This is a genomic window from Planctomicrobium aquicomposti, from assembly GCF_051466325.1.
In the GTDB taxonomy this organism is placed as follows: Bacteria; Planctomycetota; Planctomycetia; order Planctomycetales; family Planctomycetaceae; genus Planctomicrobium.
The window spans coordinates 1,526,468-1,542,995 of the sequence record NZ_CP195792.1 but is presented as its reverse complement, the minus strand read 5'-3'; the positions used below and the strand labels follow the sequence as shown (position 1 = coordinate 1,542,995).

Annotated in this window: 15 protein-coding genes; 3 read left to right on the top strand and 12 right to left on the bottom strand. The window is 59.4% G+C overall.

The window, feature by feature from the left end; genetic code table 11:
- Positions 1-88 precede the first annotated feature (88 nt).
- Positions 89-616: a tyrosine-type recombinase/integrase gene (locus SH664x_RS05830; protein WP_437205834.1), complete on the bottom strand. Its 528-nt coding sequence runs from the start codon at positions 614-616 to the stop codon at positions 89-91.
- Between the two features lie 274 nt (positions 617-890).
- Positions 891-1,313 (bottom strand): hypothetical protein, encoded by a 423-nt coding sequence (locus tag SH664x_RS05825; RefSeq protein ID WP_437205832.1) that lies wholly within the window; start codon positions 1,311-1,313, stop codon positions 891-893.
- 257 nt (positions 1,314-1,570) lie between these two features.
- Here SH664x_RS05825 and SH664x_RS05820 point away from each other — a divergent pair, with 257 nt between their 5' ends.
- Together SH664x_RS05820 and SH664x_RS05815 are read left to right on the top strand one after the other, a co-directional pair.
- Positions 1,571-1,834: a hypothetical protein gene (locus SH664x_RS05820; protein WP_437205831.1), complete on the top strand. Its 264-nt coding sequence runs from the start codon at positions 1,571-1,573 to the stop codon at positions 1,832-1,834.
- Positions 1,835-2,059: 225 nt separating this feature from the next.
- Positions 2,060-2,761 (top strand): hypothetical protein, encoded by a 702-nt coding sequence (locus SH664x_RS05815; protein WP_437205830.1) that lies wholly within the window; start codon positions 2,060-2,062, stop codon positions 2,759-2,761.
- 296 nt (positions 2,762-3,057) lie between these two features.
- On the opposite strand, the gene SH664x_RS05810 is transcribed toward SH664x_RS05815, so the two are convergent.
- From SH664x_RS05810 to trhA, 4 genes are all read right to left on the bottom strand, one after another.
- Complete coding sequence (locus SH664x_RS05810) at positions 3,058-3,777, bottom strand: zinc ribbon domain-containing protein (RefSeq protein ID WP_437205828.1); 720 nt, start codon at positions 3,775-3,777, stop codon at positions 3,058-3,060.
- Between the two features lie 274 nt (positions 3,778-4,051).
- Positions 4,052-5,734 (bottom strand): RNA polymerase sigma factor RpoD, encoded by a 1,683-nt coding sequence (gene rpoD, locus SH664x_RS05805; RefSeq protein WP_437205827.1) that lies wholly within the window; start codon positions 5,732-5,734, stop codon positions 4,052-4,054.
- A gap of 30 nt (positions 5,735-5,764) precedes the next feature.
- Complete coding sequence (dnaG, locus tag SH664x_RS05800; protein WP_437205825.1) at positions 5,765-7,708, bottom strand: DNA primase; 1,944 nt, start codon at positions 7,706-7,708, stop codon at positions 5,765-5,767.
- Between the two features lie 391 nt (positions 7,709-8,099).
- Positions 8,100-8,798: a PAQR family membrane homeostasis protein TrhA gene (trhA, locus tag SH664x_RS05795; protein ID WP_437205823.1), complete on the bottom strand. Its 699-nt coding sequence runs from the start codon at positions 8,796-8,798 to the stop codon at positions 8,100-8,102.
- Positions 8,799-9,154: 356 nt separating this feature from the next.
- Here trhA and SH664x_RS05790 point away from each other — a divergent pair, with 356 nt between their 5' ends.
- The gene (locus SH664x_RS05790; protein ID WP_437205822.1) at positions 9,155-11,356 is read left to right on the top strand and encodes a BatA domain-containing protein; all 2,202 of its coding nucleotides are present in this window, start codon (positions 9,155-9,157) and stop codon (positions 11,354-11,356) included.
- A 173-nt stretch (positions 11,357-11,529) separates the two neighbouring features.
- On the opposite strand, the gene SH664x_RS05785 is transcribed toward SH664x_RS05790, so the two are convergent.
- The 6 genes from SH664x_RS05785 to SH664x_RS05760 all read right to left on the bottom strand — a co-directional run bounded on the left by SH664x_RS05785 (position 11,530) and on the right by SH664x_RS05760 (position 16,497).
- A complete protein-coding gene (locus tag SH664x_RS05785) occupies positions 11,530-11,931 on the bottom strand; it encodes a diacylglycerol kinase (RefSeq protein ID WP_437205821.1) in 402 nt (133 codons plus the stop codon).
- Between the two features lie 153 nt (positions 11,932-12,084).
- On the bottom strand, positions 12,085-13,035 hold the full coding sequence (locus SH664x_RS05780; RefSeq protein WP_437205819.1) for a transketolase family protein: 951 nt from the start codon (positions 13,033-13,035) through the stop codon (positions 12,085-12,087).
- Between the two features lie 55 nt (positions 13,036-13,090).
- Entirely contained in the window at positions 13,091-13,912 is an 822-nt protein-coding gene (locus SH664x_RS05775; RefSeq protein WP_437205817.1) for a transketolase, read from the bottom strand.
- A 37-nt stretch (positions 13,913-13,949) separates the two neighbouring features.
- On the bottom strand, positions 13,950-14,909 hold the full coding sequence (locus tag SH664x_RS05770; RefSeq protein ID WP_437205815.1) for an aldo/keto reductase: 960 nt from the start codon (positions 14,907-14,909) through the stop codon (positions 13,950-13,952).
- Positions 14,887-15,531, bottom strand: coding sequence for a sugar transferase (locus tag SH664x_RS05765; RefSeq protein ID WP_437205814.1), 645 nt, complete (start codon positions 15,529-15,531; stop codon positions 14,887-14,889). Before SH664x_RS05765 ends, SH664x_RS05770 begins: the two co-directional genes overlap by 23 nt.
- A gap of 75 nt (positions 15,532-15,606) precedes the next feature.
- Positions 15,607-16,497, bottom strand: a complete 891-nt coding sequence (locus SH664x_RS05760; RefSeq protein WP_437205812.1) for a TylF/MycF/NovP-related O-methyltransferase — start codon at positions 16,495-16,497, stop codon at positions 15,607-15,609.
- Between the last annotated feature and the right edge of the window lie 31 nt (positions 16,498-16,528).

The window sequence follows — 16,528 nt, the reverse complement described above, 5'->3', positions numbered from 1 at the left end:
TTTAAACACCTTTGAGCCAGAAGACGGTGCCTGAGAAGTGAGGCTGACCAGCCCGTCCGGCAGGCGAAACACCTGTTCTTCTTTGTCCTTATTGGATTGTGTACGGCACTGTGAGAATCCAGCCGTGCAAGTCGCGTCTTCGGAGCGCGAGCACTGCAGAGATTCGCAGCCCGGTGTAGTAAATCAGCAGGAGCAGTGCCCGCCAGTGCTTTCCTTGAAACTGCCAGTTCCGCACCCGATCGGAAGCCAGCAGCATCTGCTCGAGGTCGTGTGTTGACCAGGCCTTGGGGCTCAACTTCGGCCGTTTTGGAATCGGCAGCTGTGCCTTCCAGAATGGATTCGAATTGAGAGAGAGGCGATGTGCCAGCTTCCAGATCGTGAGCAAGTGCCCTCGTCGCCGACGTCGACTGTCGGGAGCGAGGCCACGGTCCCGCATCCAGCGGAGATGGGAGCAGATCAGTTCTTCGGAGAGCTCGGCGACATCGACGTCCCGTCCAAACTGGACCTGCAATTGCTTCGCCGCACAGACGACTTGCCGGAGCCCCTTGTCCCCGCATTCGCTGTGATGTTTCGCATAGAGATTTGTAACGAAGCCCAAAATGCTCTGAGTGCTCATTTCGCACGCGCCCACGTGACTTACCCGCACCCACGGAGTCTGCACGCTCGCAAAAAAATCACGCGTCCGTCGCCATGTCAAAACACCCTGTTTTGATTCGCTGCAGCCACCACGGCCGCAGTTCCGAAAAAATCAGCGAAGGTGTTTCAACCGGGAAATGTTCCGCAAGGCGTCCGGATGGCCTGAAGCCTCCGGAGCTAAAGGTCAGAGGTTCGAATCCTCTCGGGGACGCTGATTGGCCCGGAAAATCGCATGTTGCGGTTCCGGGCTCTTTTTATATCTCTACCGAATTGGTCGCAATCGCTTTGTAGATCAGGGCGGTCTGCGGATAGTGGCAGATCCAGATTTCTTCCTGTCCAAGGACGACTGTCGTTGCGATCTCGCGTCCGATCGCTTCAATCCGGGACTGGATCGCCGAATGGTCGTCGTGCGATTCTCTTTTGAACAGGATGCGGATCACCAGCGTGCGCTCCTGGTAAATTCTTCCGCCCGCGAACGCTCCATCAACTTCGTAAAGTGAGAATCCATCGATTGTTGTGGCTGACAGTTGGCCTTGTGTCCGCTCGGTCAGCTTGCGCCGGAGGTAATTGTAAAGTTCAGAAAGGTGTTCCAGATTTTTGGGGATGTAAATCTCCAGACACTCCATCGCATGAGAGCCTGCGAACTGATGACCCGGGGCGGAAGGATCGTTTGTCATGTGAATTTTTCCTTGTCTCCCAGTCGCCGCGACCGTTCGTTCGTCGATTCTGTCGCGTCTGTTCCGGTCGGTGAAGCGAGAGCAGTCAACCTGACAGCGTAGACCGTGCCGGCGTCTATTCTGCCAGATTTGTCGAAAGATCGTCTGAATCCAGTTCCGGCTCAACTTTTCAGCCAGCAAAGCACGAGGAGCCCAATCATTCCGATGTGCTGTTGCCGAAAAGGAACAGAGAAACTGTCGTCCGAGGATAGTCCGTCATGATCCGCTCTGTCTTTTTCTCTGCAGGCCTGTATCTGGTCCTGTGCGGGTCTGGCCTGTTTTTCGTCGACGAGATTACGCTGACCGAGCCCGTTTCCACAAAGGCTCCCCGATTGATGTCGCTGATCTCGCACGCCAACGCCGGCGGACAGCGTGCGATGAATCCTCCGGAATGGCTGCCGTTTCTGTGTATTGGCCTGGGAGGAGTGACCATGCTGTACGCGATCGCATTGCCCTCGGCAAACTCGGCCGGAAGTCGTTAAGCTGCGGAGGCGACAGCAGCCGATTTGCGAACGGCCCTGTTGGATTTCGCGTGCCGGTGAACATTCTTTTCGAAAAACGGACGAAACAACCCGGTTTTCGGATGATGCAAACTCGCGAATTTTGCCGAATCAAGAAAATATCGCGCTGCGTTCCGATGCAGCCGCGACTTTGAATCCCCTTCGTCGCCGAAACGACGGCGTGGCTGCAACGACAAGGATGGTGCCATGCACCCCACTTCACCTTCCGCTACAGGCTTCTCACTGATCATCGAGCGGGGCCAGACCCGGTTTCCGGAACGCCCTGTTGATCGCGATCGCTTTCTGATTGGTGCGGGCAGCAACTGCCAGCTGCAACTGGGGGGCGAGATGCCCATCCTCCACAGTATTATTATTCCCCAGGGGGATCACCTCTGGATCGATGCCGTCGTGGCTTCGCCCGAGCTCCGGGTGAACGGTGCGAACGTGCGTGAAGCCGAACTTCGGTCGGGTGACCTGGTAGAAATTGGCAGCTTTGTGTTCAGCATCGCAGCCCGACAGCAGGCTGCAGCCCAGCCCGCGGCGGAGTCGACGCCGCTTCCTCTGCAGACCGCAGAACAGCTGGTCGATGGACTGGCTGCAGAAATGCGGGAGTTAGAAGAACTGAAAGCCAAGCGGCAGCGCGGACTCGGAGCGCTGCTGCAGGCTGCCCAGAAAACAGGTCAGGGAGAAGGGCCCCGGGCCTCCAGTTTCCAGCAGGCGACCGCCATGGAAAATCTGCTGGCCGAGCTGAAAGCCCGGTCTGAGCAGTTGGATGTCCGAGAAGCGGCCCTCCATGAACATGCTGCCCAACTGGAACAGACCCAGCAGCGTCTGCAGGAACAGCTGGAAGCTTTCTGTGAGGCCCGTGCCAAGACAGAAGAGTCAGCCACGCTGCGAATGACCGCCTAGAGCAGGTTGGTCGTTCCAGTCCCGCAAAGCAAGCCTTTCGTTGGCTGAAATACCGACATCCGCGTCGCGGGGACGGGGCAATCCACGGTCGAAATGCTCTCGGCCGGTCATCGACCGCAAGAGATCGAACACGCCCGCAGCCTGGGCGTGTTTTTGTTGGTGAAACGCGGGAACGCCGCGACGCGAGGTCCTGTGCCCACACAGGTGAACTGCGGCGCAGCGTCGAAGCGGACCAGTCCCTTCGGCGAATGTGTTTCACGCACGACAGGCTACCGGCACCCGTCGGTGATGGGCGATCAGCCTTCGTCGGAGTTCTTTTCGCCGGGGTATAATAGACGGCCACACGAGGGACAGAAGAGCAGCCGACCCAGACCGATCTGCACGCGTGACTGGGGGGTCAGCGACACATAGCAGAAGTTACAGACACCCTTCTGCACGGAGGCCATTGAGTCGGCGCCGTAAGCATCGACCAGTCGCCGATACTGCTCCTTGAGCTCATTCGGAATGATCTGCTCGGCGATGGCGATCTTCTGCCGGAGCGAGGCTTCCTGCTTGTGGAGCGTCGCTGCTTTCACTTCGAACTCATTGGCAAAGGACCGGGCATCCGCCTCCAGATCCTTGATCCGCTGCTTGGCGGCGGCGACCGCCTTTTGACCGGCATCGACCCGATCCAGCCATTCGAGAATCTCATCTTCGAGGACAGCCTTGGCCGCTTTATCTGCCTCGATCTGCCCGCGGATGATGTCATACTCGCGGTTGGACGAGGCGGTGTTCAGCTTGCCCTGCAGGTCGTTGAGATGCGACTCCTTCGACCGCAGGTCGAGGTTCTTGCGGTCTGTGGTGGTGCGGGCGTCCTTGAGTTCCTGCTCGCGTTCTGCCAGCTGAGCTTCCGCCTCGGTGACCCTCCCCTGCCGGATCTTGATCTGCCGTGGGCCGCGCGTCAGCTGATCCTGAACTTCCTTGAGTTGGTTATACAACTCATGCAGGGCACGGTATTCCCCACCGTATGACGGCATCGCGGCACTCCTGAAATCTGAAAAGAGCGAGACAGTTCTCCGCGCGTCCCGCCTCCACGGAGCTGGTCCGGGGAGATGTTCTGTGACGGAGCGTTCTTTCAGTCTGGCAGATTTGCCGCAGCTTTCAATCTTGGGCTGCCGTTTGACTCAGACGAAATTCCATTCTGTGCACAACGGAAGGTCCCCAAATGCAGAAACCGCCACAGGCGAGGCCCCCCTGGCGGTTTTTTGCACATGGATCGACACCGAAATTCACCGATGCGGGCTGTCGACCTTAATTGGCTCCGGCCAACGCCAGACGCTCCAGAAAGCCCTGCAGCTGCTTGGCGCGGGCAGGATGTTGCAGCTTGCGCACCGCCTTGGCTTCGATCTGTCGAACCCGCTCTCGTGTGACCTTGAAGATGCGGCCGACTTCTTCCAGTGTGTAGGTATAGCCATCTCCCAATCCATAGCGGAGCTTGATGATCTCCCGCTCGCGATATGTCAGGGTTTTCAGGACCTGATCAATTTTGTCCTTGAGCATCTCCTGAGCGGCCTGGCTGACCGGACTGTGATCGCTGGTGTCTTCAATAAAATCGCCGAACAGGCTGTCATCGAACTCACCCACCGGCTTGTCGAGGCTGACGGGGGTCCGCGACATGCGCAGGACCCGTTTTGCTTCCTCGATGTTCACCTGGGCGGCTTCCGCCACTTCTTCGACGGTCGGTTCGCGGCCGAGCTCCTGCACCAAGCTCTTGCTGACACGACGCAATCGGGACATCGTCTCGATCATGTGCACAGGGATGCGAATCGTGCGGGCCTGATCGGCAATCGCACGGGTGATCGCCTGACGAATCCACCATGTGGCGTAGGTCGAGAACTTGTAGCCCCGGCGGTATTCGTATTTGTCAACCGCCCGCATCAGGCCGGTATTCCCTTCCTGAATCAGGTCGAGGAAGCTCAGACCCCGGTTTCGATATTTTTTTGCGATCGAGACCACGAGCCGCAGGTTACCCGCTGACAGGTCCCGCATCGCCTGATCGTAGGCGGCATAGCGTTCGTGAAGTTCTGCAATCCGCTGCTGCAGTGACTCGGGGGTTTCCAAGGTCAGCCGCATCAGGTCCCGCAGCTCCTGCTCATAGTTGGCGCGGCGATCTTTCAACAGTCGGTCGCCCGAGATACGGTTGACCTCACGCTGCAGCTCGTTCATGCGACGGGAGATCTGCTCGAGTCGACGAGTCAGCGGCTGCAGACGTTGCGTGCGCAGGCTCATTTCTTCGAGCAGGGTCGCCACCTTGCGGCGATGAATGTCGAGCGTGGCCACTTTCTCCAGACGTTCGAGCGGCGCCAGCCCCGGATCGAGCGAGGCTTCGAAATCGAGCTCATTCTGGTTCAGCAGCTGGTTGACGGTCCGCAGGTTATACGGCATTCGCCCCAGCACCTGATTGCGTTCGGTGCATTCGGTCAGCGAGATTTTGATCGTGCGGTCAAAGGGGAGTTCCCCCTGCTCGACTTTCACGAGGGTGTCATAGGCTTCACGCGAAATGAAATGACATTCGAGCAGCGTGCGGCGGAACCGCTTGCGGGTCACTTCGATTTTCTTGGCCAGCGAAATTTCTTCTTCGCGGGTCAACAGAGGAATTTCGCCCATCTGCGACAGATACATCCGCACCGGATCATCGATGGCCCGCGCGCCGGTATCTTCGATCAGGCCCGACATGTTGACCGCCTGCAGTCGGCGGGGCGGCTCCTTCCGGGGAGACTTGCCGGGTTTGGCTGGCTTCTTCGATTCCCGATGCGGTTGCTGGTCGTCCCGAATGGAAAGCCCCAGCTCTTCCAGAGAGAGCAGCAGCGAGTCGATCTTCTCCGGATTGACTGCCTCATCCGGCAGATAGGTGTTAATCTGGGAAAACGTCAAATAACCCTGCAGCTGCCCAAGCTCGGTCAGTTCCCGCAAGCTGTCATTGAATCGATGCATTCAGTTTCTCCTGGCAGATGCCGGTCAACGCTACGCGGTGGTCTTACGGGTTGCTCGTTGCTTGTGGAATTCGGCCGCCTGCAGCAGCAACTGGGCGGTGGCGTCGTCGAGTTCTGAGGAACCCTGTTCGCGCCGGGCCGCTTCGTCCCGTGTCAGGCTCTGTGGTGCCGAGTCATATTGTGCCGAACCGTATTGCGACAGTTGGATGTCGACCGACTGCTGCTGTTGTTCCGCTTCGCGCCAATGCAGGTTGTGAATGGCCTGCATCAGCAATTGCGGACACCCATCATCATTATACCCGCTGTCGGTCAACTTTTTGGCGAGCCCCTTCGCCGTGGCCTGTTCATCGAACCAGACAACCAGATTTTTCAGATCCGGATCATCCAGCCGGGAAAGCAGGCCCGGGACAGTGACCTGTCCCATCTCCTCGTCTTCCCACGCACAGTTCGACAGGAGCAAATGGATGATCTCGCTGCGGAACCTGAGGTCGCTGACACACTGCATGACGTATTGCACATGCCCGGGTGCGGCCAGTGTCATCTCAAGCAAGTCGCATTCCAGCTGCACCTCCCGGGAGATCCTGCCCCGGATGATGCGGGCCACCGCTTCTGTTCGATCCCGACGGGTTTGCACGGTTTTTTCCATGCGAACCCGCTGACTTTCCGTGGAACGAATCTCCTGCAGACGATCCCGGACCGCCTGTTCCGGCAGCAGCAAACGTTGTGAAAGATTTGCAATAAACAGACTTTCGCGAATTCCTCCTGACAAACTGGGGGTCTTGGCCATGAGGCCGAGCATTCCATCCAGAATGCGTTGTCGACCGTCGATGGACTCGACACCGAAAGCCCGTCGAAGGTTCCGAAATTGGAATTCCCACGCTTCGGGGGCGGTGGCGACCAGCTGCCGGAAGGCATCCGGACCCTGTTCCGCCAGGAATTCGGCCGGGTCGAGTCTGCCCGGGAGAGTCAGAATCCGCAGATTCATGTCCTGTGCCAGAAACCGCTCGACCGCTTTCTGAGCGGCACGCTGTCCGGCGTCGTCCCCATCGAAGACGAGCACCACCTGATGGGTGAAGCGTTTCAAAGCAGCCACGTGGGAATCGGTCAGGGCGGTTCCCAGCGTCCCGACGACGTTCATGACACCATACTGATGGCAGGTGATGCAGTCGGTATAGCCCTCCACGACGAGAGCCTGCTTCTCTTTCGTGATGGCGTCACGTGCTCGGTCGAGTGCGTAGAGCAGGCGGCTTTTATGGAAAACAATACTTTCCGGGCCGTTCCAGTATTTCGCATCGTCGCGACTTCCGGGGAGGACGCGTCCGCCGAACGAGACCGGCTGTCCCCGTTCATTGTGAATCGGAAAAATCACCCGGTTCACGAAGAAGTCGAAATGTCGGCCATCCCGTTCCCCAATGAGTCGGGCTTCCTGCAGCAGCTTGACCGGATATTTCCCGGCTGCTTTTTCGAGCAGCCATGTCCAGTTGTCAGGATGGAAACCGAGGCGGTACTTGCTGATTGTCTCGTCGGTAAAGCCGCGGGACTCTTTCAGATATTGCCGCGCCGGCTCGGCGACCGGCAGCTCCAGCAGCGCTTTGTGGAGTTCATTCTCGGCCCACTGCAGCACTTCAAAGATCTTGGGGCGAGACTCAGTAACAACCGTCGGTTCCGCACTTCGCTTCGGAATCGGGAGGTTGGCGCGGCGGGCCAGAATCTCAAGTGCTTCCGGAAAGGTGACTTTCTCCCGTTCCATCACGAACGTAAAGCAATCCCCCCCGGTGGCACAGGACCAGCAGCGGAACGTCTGGCGGGCAGCATAGACCCGCAGAGAGGGGTTGTGATCTTCATGAAAGGGGCAGAGGCCGACGTGCTCCCCACCACGACGCGGTTGCAGGGCAATGGTTTCGCCGATCAGGCTCACGATGTCCGTGTGCGAGCGAACGGTTTCCCGAAATTCTTGAGGAGTCGGCTGCGACACGTGTTTCCTGACAACTGCGCCGGTGAACGGGCGTGGGGGACCGAATAACCGCTACAGGCAGTGTACGTTGTTGCCTCGCACCGTCAGTTTGACAAGTGGACGAACGACCACGCAAGGCTGTGAGGCACAAAATCAACGGACGACACTCCAGTCTACCCCCTGCGGCAAGCGGGTCAAATTTTCCCCGCGAGGAAGCATCAAAGGAAGCGCGACACAACGTCGGAATCGATAAGCGCTTGAAAAGAGGCGCAGTCGGCAGAGGTTTCCAAGACAGATCAACAGGCCTGGGGCAGCGCCAGTAGAGACGGCGGACTGATGAGCAGGTCGCTCTTGGAGAGGAGCCCGACGCTGGACACTTGGGATTCGGGACTCGGCGCCGCCGGAATGGTGGTCACGAGATGACCAGCAGCAGAATCGCGATGTAGTGAGACGTGCTCCCCGCAATGACAAATGCGTGCCACAGCGCGTGCAGGTACCGGACCTTGCGGTCGTTCGCCAGAAAGATGGTCCCGATGGAATAGAAAACACCGCCAAGGAGCACCCAGAACAGGATGTTCATCGGGGCGACGCGGACGAGCTCGGGGACGGATAAAACCGGCAGCCAGCCGAGTATTCCATACGTGAACCGGGCGAGTGTGGAAAGATTCCGCATCCACAGGACCAACGCCACACCCAGCAGCGCGAAAAACCACATGGCGGCCAGCAGCAGCGGCCAGCGCCCCTCCATCAGAAAGACGGTGGCGTACGGCGTGAACGATCCCGCGATCAGAACGTAGATGAACGCCTGATCCAGCGTACGGAACCAGCGTCGCCAGCGCAGATCATAGAAGGAGTGCGAAAGGGTCGAGGCTCCATACAGACCGATCAGACTGAAGCAATAGACCCCGCATCCCGCCAGCACGCGAGGGGGGCTGTGCTTGAGGGCAAATTCCATGAGGACGATCGAACCCAGGACACTCAGCAGGAACCCGTACCCATGTGTGAGGAAGTTCGCAAATTCGTCTTCCGGGCGGACTTCCGCCGCCATGGGTGCGGGCGGTACGGCCGGTCCCAAGCGAGGCTGATGGATGTCCTGAACTTGCGTTTTCATGTCAGATTTTAGGAAGAAAGAGGGTGTCGATCTTCGAAGAATCGCACAATTTCCGCCACGCAACAACAGGAACATGCGGAGGTGGGAGAGGCTCGCGGTTCCTGTCGGAGCGGCGACCGTTTGGATTCGACTCTCTGCAGTTTTCAGGCCAATGACGGTTCACTTTGGTCGGCCGGTTTGACTCCTGACTGACTTTCCACAGAAGATCACTCGCAACGGTCATCAGGCAGTCCCGGGAAGCTGGGTCAAAATCCCGGATTCTCCAGAGCGGTGGTCTCTCCGCTCGCTGAATACGTCGACGGCTGTCACAATAGCGAGAAGATGATGCTCCCGTTCACTCCGGTCTGCTGAGAGTTATGTTGTTCGGCTTCTTTCATGCGGCAATGCTGTTGGGGCTGGCGGCCATTGGGTTGCCCATTCTGGCCCATCTTCTCAGCAAGCGGCGGTTTGATGTGGTCGAGTGGGGAGCGATGCGGTTCCTCCAGCTGGGGCAGCGGACACGTCGGAATATCCGGCTGCAGGATCTGCTGCTGTTGCTACTGCGGATCGCCATTGTCGTCGCTCTCGTGCTGGCGGTGTCGCGACCGTGGGGGCAGGGGAAACTGTTTGGCAGTTTCCAGTCGGCCCCTCCGCAGGATGTCGTGTTCATCCTCGATTCTTCAGGAAGCATGGCGTGGACAGGGGGACCTCAATCACCCCATCAGGCGGCGATTCAATGGCTGCACGAGGCGCTCGAGACCATTCGTCCCGGGGATACCGTCACCGTTCTGGAAGCCCGCGACCGCCCGGTGCGGACCGTGTTTCCTCCACAGAATGATCTGCCGGCGATTCGCGCCCGGCTGTCCCGGATTTTGCCCCCTGCAGGGGATTGCCAGCTGGTCCCGGTCATTGCGGAGGGACTGCAGATTCTCTCCACTACACTGAATCCGCAGCGGCGGGTGATCGTGTTGACCGATCGTCAGTCGCTCCCCTGGACCACGCAGGAAGAGGCCCACTGGGGGAGGGTCACGGAGCTGCTTGAGCAGTTTCCGACAAGGCCGGCCATCGAAGTGGTGCAGCTGGAGAAACCGGGTCCGCGACGAAATCTGTCTGTCGGCCGGATGCAGCTCTCGCGCAGTGCGACTGTCCCCGGTTTTCCGGTCACGATCCGGAGTACGATCCGCCAATCGGGGGGAGAACCGGTGCAGCAGCCGGTCACCTTCGAAATCAACGGTCAGCAGATCGAGCACAAGACGACGACAGTTCATCTGCTGCCCGATGGAGAGGCAACGCTCGCAGTCCCTTATACCTTTGCCACTCCGGGAGATTATGTCGTCAGCTTTTCGCTGCCCGCTGACCATCTCCCGGCTGATGACCGCAACAACGCAGTGGTTCAGGTGGAATCGGGGATTACTGTGCTGCTGGTAAACGGCGCGCCGCGAGTGGATCCCTCCCGTGATGAAACGTTCTTTCTGGCTTCCGCATTTGCCGCTGTGGATTCCGAGTCGCCGTGGATTCAGGCCACATCCGTTCGACCAGCCGAGCTGACCGCAGAAGGACTGAGCCGCACCCGGATCGTCTTCCTGTGCAACGTCGCCGCGCTCTCCCGGCAGCAGGGGGAACTGCTGCGGCAGTTCGTGATGCAGGGGGGCGGCCTGGTGATCGCTCCCGGAGATCAGACGGAGGCAGCGGAATGGAACCAGCTCTCCCTGCAGACCCTGCTCCCGGCCAGTCTGGGGGAGATTCAGAGCGAGCAACAACCTGAAGGTGGCCACGGCGTGACCGTTGATCCTCTCTCCCTGCAGGCCGGATGGCTGTCTCCGTTTCGACAGTCGGAGGCGGTTGACTTCCACCGGGCCCGCTTTTCCAAGTGGTGGGAGTTAAAAGCCCAGAACGAAGGGGCCAGCGAGGAGGGCTCCAGACCTCAGATTCTGGCGAGTTTGTCGAACGGTGCACCCTGGCTGGTCTCACGATCGTTGGGGCGGGGATCGGTGCTGCAGTTCGCTGTTCCACTGGATGCCGACTGGAGCACATTCCCGGCTCGCAGCGACTTCGTGCCGTTTCTGCATGAACTGGTCTTCATGCTCACCGCTCAGAGTTCCCATCGCAATGTCGATGTGGGGGCTCCGCTGGTCGTGACGGTACCGGAGTCTGTGCGGGTCGGTCAGCTTTCCGTGCTCGGTCCGGGCCTGCGTGATCGGACCATCGACATCCAGACTCGGGGAGAACTTCGGATTGCCACGTTTCGTGACACTCTCCTCCCGGGGCTGTACCGGATCGAAGATCGTCAGGCGGGACGAGACTTCTCTGTTCCGTTCGCCGTGGACGATGACCGCCGGGAGTCGGACTTGCGGGGCTTTGGTGAGGGAACTTGGAAGGACTATTTGCAGCAGCACGGTTTGAAAGAGATCGAATCGATGCGGCAGGCACTGCAGGCGGAGACGACGCAGCGTCCACCGGTAGAGCTCTGGTGGCTGCTGATCCTGATGGTATTGGCTCTTCTGGTCGCGGAGGCGGCCGTCACCCGCAGAATGGTGCAGGGGGGGCATCTGGCTCTCGATGCGCCGACCGAGACCTGACTCGTGCTGAGGTCGTGTTCCATTTATTGAATGGACGCTGATCTTTGACGCCGCCTCTTCCGCCACGCGGCGACGCCTCCTTTCCGTTGATCTGGTGGAGAGAGTTCCCGCTGCGGCCTGCCGAAGAGGTCCCGGCCACACCGTCAGGATTGAGGACATCGACCTCGTTGCGCTCAGGGACTGAGCCGCTGCCACAACAGAATGCCCGTCACCAGAAACGCTGTGACGTGAGCCGCGACCGCGGCTGTTGAACCGAGCCTCAATGTTTGCAGCGTTGACGGGGAGAGCTGTTCGGCGTAATCCACGATCAGCTGTTTGCAGAGCTGATGGACCAGTTCGATGGCGAAGCTCATTCCCAGACAGAGAATCAGGATCGCCCACTCCAGACGTTCGAGTCCGACGACCGTGGCCATCAGCAGAGCGATGCCCGTGTAAAAGAAGTAACCGAAGAGTGTACTGTCCGCCCGCAGCCCAATGCGGAAGCCTCGCTCGGCATCAATCAGCCGCTGACGCCAGGGAGAGCGTCTCGGAGGTGTCGCGGTGTGCAGTTCCTGTTGATCGAACCTGATGGCCATGACTCAAGCTGTCGCAAGGGAAGGAGGCAGTGACTTCAAGGACGGGGCATGCTCGAACAGGATGCTCTTCTTGTGGCCGCACAGGGTGCGTTCTCATTGAGAAATGAGACAACTCCGCGCGGTGAGAACTGGTGCTTCATAACTTCACTCGCTTCATCCCGCACGCCGGATCGCCAGCCGGGGGGAAAGACGTTCCAGCGCTGCGGCACAGATGGCGGCGACATCCATCCCGTAGACGCTGCGCAGATATTGTTGATTCCCGACGGTGGAGGAAAAGCCTGCCCGCAATCCGATGCGGTGGAAGAATCGGGGGATTTCTCCCCGTTCCAGCAGTGCTTCGGCAGCAGCGCCGCCAAGTCCCCCATCGACCCGATGTTCTTCGACCGTAATCAATCCACCGGTTTCGCGGGCGGCAGCGCTCAAGGCTTCGACGTCCAGGGGCTTGACCGTGTGCATGCTCAGTACCCGGGAGGAGATGCCGTGCTGTTGCTCCAGGAGATCGGCCGCTTTCAGCACTTGCTCAAGCAGGCCACCCGTCACGGCGAACGTGACGTCCGTCCCCTGCCGCAGGAGACGGGCTTTCCCCAGAACGAATTCTTCTGCCGGCCGCTGGGTGCAACCAGCGGTACTGCGATCGAGCCGCAGATAGGAGACGCCCGGCGTGTTCGCAATCGCCTCGGTCGCTTCCGCCGCTTCCCAGTCGTCACCCGGGGCGACGACCGTGGTATTGGGAATGGACCGCATGATCGTCAGGTCTTCGGTGGCATGGTGCGAAATACCGAGTGCCCCATAGCTGAAGCCTCCGCCGACAGACACGACGTTCACGTTGCAGTCATGGTAAGCCGCGTCATTACGAATCTGTTCCAGACAACGCATGAACGTGAAGTTCGCGATGGAATAGGTGAAGACGACATGCCCTTCGAGCGCCAGTCCGGTCGCCAGCCCGGTCATATTCTGTTCGGCGACGCCGGCGTTCAGAAACTGTCGAGGGAATTTGGCGGCGAACGGTTCAAAACAGTTGTAGCCGAGATCTCCGGTAATCAGCACGATCCGGCGATCGTGCTCGGCAAGTCTCATCAGGCGGTCAACGAAACTGTTACGCATGACAGGTGATTCCGGGAGCGCGAGGGGTTGGCAAATATTGAGGACTGGAGGAACGTCAGGCAGCCTGTTCCAGTTCACGCAGAGCGGTTTCGAGTTCGGCTCCCTGCGCATTGTGGTAATGCCATTTGACGGTGTTCTCCATGAAGGAGACCCCTTTGCCTTTGGTGGTATGGGCAATCACGCACGTCGGTCGGCCGGCGTCGTTCGCGGTGTGGGAACAGGCTTCGATCAGGGCCGCGTGATCATGGCCATCGACCTGCCGCACATTCCAGCCGAAGCTGATCCACTTGTCTGCGAAAGGTTCAAGTCCCAGTGTCTCGGAGACCGGCGCCAGACTCTGCAGCTTGTTGTAGTCGATCACCGCCACGAGATTGTCCAGTCGATGATGGGCTGCGAACAGAATGGCTTCCCAGTTCGACCCTTCATCGCATTCACCGTCGCTGAGCAGGACGAACACACGATGGTCCGCGCTGCGGATTTTTGCCGAGTAGGCCATTCCCGCGCCGACGGAGAGGCCGTGTCCCAGTGAGCCGGTGGAGAGCTCGACGCCGGGAATTCCCTTGTGGGATACATGTCCGCTGAGGAGCGAACCATTCTGGTAATGTGTCTTCAGCCAGTCGGTTGGAAAGAAGCCGCACTCCGCCAGCGTGGCGTAGACACCCGCCCCGGCGTGACCTTTCGACAGAATGAAGCGGTCCCGCCCGGCCATGCGCGGGTCGGCCGGATTCACGTTCAGAATGGCTCCATAGAGCACCGCCATGATGTCCGCCATCGACAGCACGGCTCCCACATGGGAACTCTGGCCCGAGCTGGTCATACGCACGGCATGCATGCGAATTCTGCGAGCGAGTTCCCGGCATTCGGCTGCGGTCTTCATGGTCTTTCCGTCTTCCTGACGAGTGGGCCACCTGTTCTCAGGCGGCCTGCATCCCTGAGCTGTCCTGGTGAGGAGTCCAGTTGGTCAACAGCTGCATCTGCTCGGGAGTGAGGGTCCATCCCATGGCTCCCAGATTTTCCGACACCTGCGTCGGTCGTTTTGCTCCAAACAGAACGCTCCCCACGCCGGGGGTCTGCAGCAGCCAGCGAATGGCGATCTGTCCCGGGGTGCGACCGGTTTCCGCAGAGAGTCGCTGCAACAACGCGACCATTTGCAGATTGGTCTGAAACTTCGTCCCCTGGAAGTTCTCGTAGCGGCTGCGGCGGTCGTTGGCGGCGAACTGTGACTGTGCGTTGAACTTTCCGGTGAGCAGCCCTTGAGCGAGCGATCCCCACGTGACCAGCGGAATGCTGTATTTCTGGCAAACGGGAAGCAGCTGGTTGACCGGGGCACGGTCGACGAGGCTGTATTGCACCTGCACGGCGGAAATCAGCGTGATCTGACAGGCCCGTTCCAGCTCGTCGGCGGAGACGTTGGACAATCCAATTCCCCCGATCAGACCTTCGGTGCGGCAGCGTGCAAGTTCCTGCATTGTCTCTTCGATGGGCGTTTTTCCATCGGGCCAATGCAGGTAGTAGAGTGGAAGGCGTTCGATGCGCAGACGCCTGAGGGACTGCTGCAGGGCACTCCGCAGGTAGGCCGGACTCGCGTCTTTCGTAATCCGGTTTCCTTCCAGTCGACGGACGCCGAACTTGGAGGCAATGATCACCCGATGCCGCGCAGTTCCCAACGCTTCGGCGAGGAGTTGTTCCGAATGTCCGAAGCCGTACACGTCGGCGGTGTCGAAGAAATTGCCCCCTTGTTCGTAGGCTTCACGAACGGCTGCGATCGACTCCGAATCTTCAACCTGTCCCCAGCCGTGACCACCCAAAGGGCAGCCACCCAGGCCCATTCGCGAGACAGGAAGTTCGAGTTCAGGCAGCTTGACGAGTTCCATGATGATGCGCCGGTGCGCGCTTGAAAGGTTTGGAGGCGACGAGAAAGACCGTTTTGCACAGGATTCGCAAATCAAGCCACAGCGACTGCTCACGGACATATTTCAGCCGCAGCGCGTTTTTGCGAGGCAGAATCTGACGTCGAAACACTTCGTCGGGATTGTCGGTTCCGACGTGTGACTGCAGATCGCTGAATTCGAGACAGGCGAGGTCTGTAATTCCGGGACGCACCGAAAGGATCGCGCGCTCTTCACGGGAATAAGCATCGGTGTACTCGGCCACTTCCGGACGGGGGCCGATGAAACTCATGTCACCAAACAGCACATTGAACAGCTGCGGCAGTTCATCGAGCTTGTACTTCCGCAGAAACGCCCCGACAGGAGTGATGCGGGGATCGTTCCTGCCGGTTGTAGTTCCGCCGAGCTGTTCAGCGTTCACCAGCATGGAACGGAACTTATAGATGTGGAACGGAATTCCGTGCCGTCCGGTCCGCACGCCACGATAGATGACAGGTCCCGGGGAGGTCATGCGGATCAGCAGCGCTGCGGCGATCATGACCGGCCCACACAGGACGATGCCGATGAGTGCCAGCAGAATGTCGAAGGTGCGTTTCACGAAATCCATACCGGACGACTGACTCCAGCTCCGCGGGGGCCTGTCTATTTCCACCGTGGGGCAATCTGTAAATGGGTGGCAGCTCTAAGCGACTTTCCGGGCAGCGGACTGCAGGGGCTTCTGGAATGACGCGCCGCCCCGCCCATCGGGGACGAGGGTCGCATTGATGCCACGCTGCTTCATGAATTCGTCGGTCGCTTTCTGGGCGCCATAGCAGCTGCAGTAGTCGTCGATCAGTACGTAACCCGATTCCGAGACCTGATCATACAGATTTTCCAGAACGCACCACGTGGAGTCATACCAGTCGCCGTCGACACGCAGCAGAGCGATCGGGCCGACGTTCGCTTTCTGAATCGGCAGGGTGTCCTGAAACCAGCCTTTGATCAGATGAATCTTCTCGCGGGAGAGTTTCATTTCCTCGAACAGCAGCTGCGAAACCTGTTCGATCGTTCCCAGGCAGGAACCTTTCGGCAGCGGACGAATGTGCCGGCCGGTCTTGCCCCCCTCGAAGTCGAGTTCGGTCGGTTCCGGCAATCCTTCATAGGAGTCGAAGAACCAGCAATCTCTGGATGCCTTGTCGCCGCTGGCGACCTGAGCGATCAGCGCTGCGCACCCCCCCTGTGCCACACCGCATTCCACGAACGCACCGGGAACATTGCGGTTCACCAGATCCTGCGCGAGGTCATGGGTATGTTCCAGTCCGGGAGTGCCGACGAGTGAATACTTCATCACACGATGGACCCGCTCCATTTTCAGGGCGGCTGTCTGATCACCCCGACGGCGGGCCTGCCGGATTTTGCCGGCGTAGGCGGATCGCAGAGTCCACTGATAAGTTCCGAACGCCGGGAAATAGATGGCGTCGTAGGCTTTCTGCGGGAGCACCGCATTGAGCACCTGCAGAATCGGCGTCGCCACGCGCTTCACCAGGCTCGGCTGATCATAGGGATTGTGAAACGGCTGAGTGGCTTCCATCATCTCGTCCTTGGGATGCTTGCGGAAACGATTT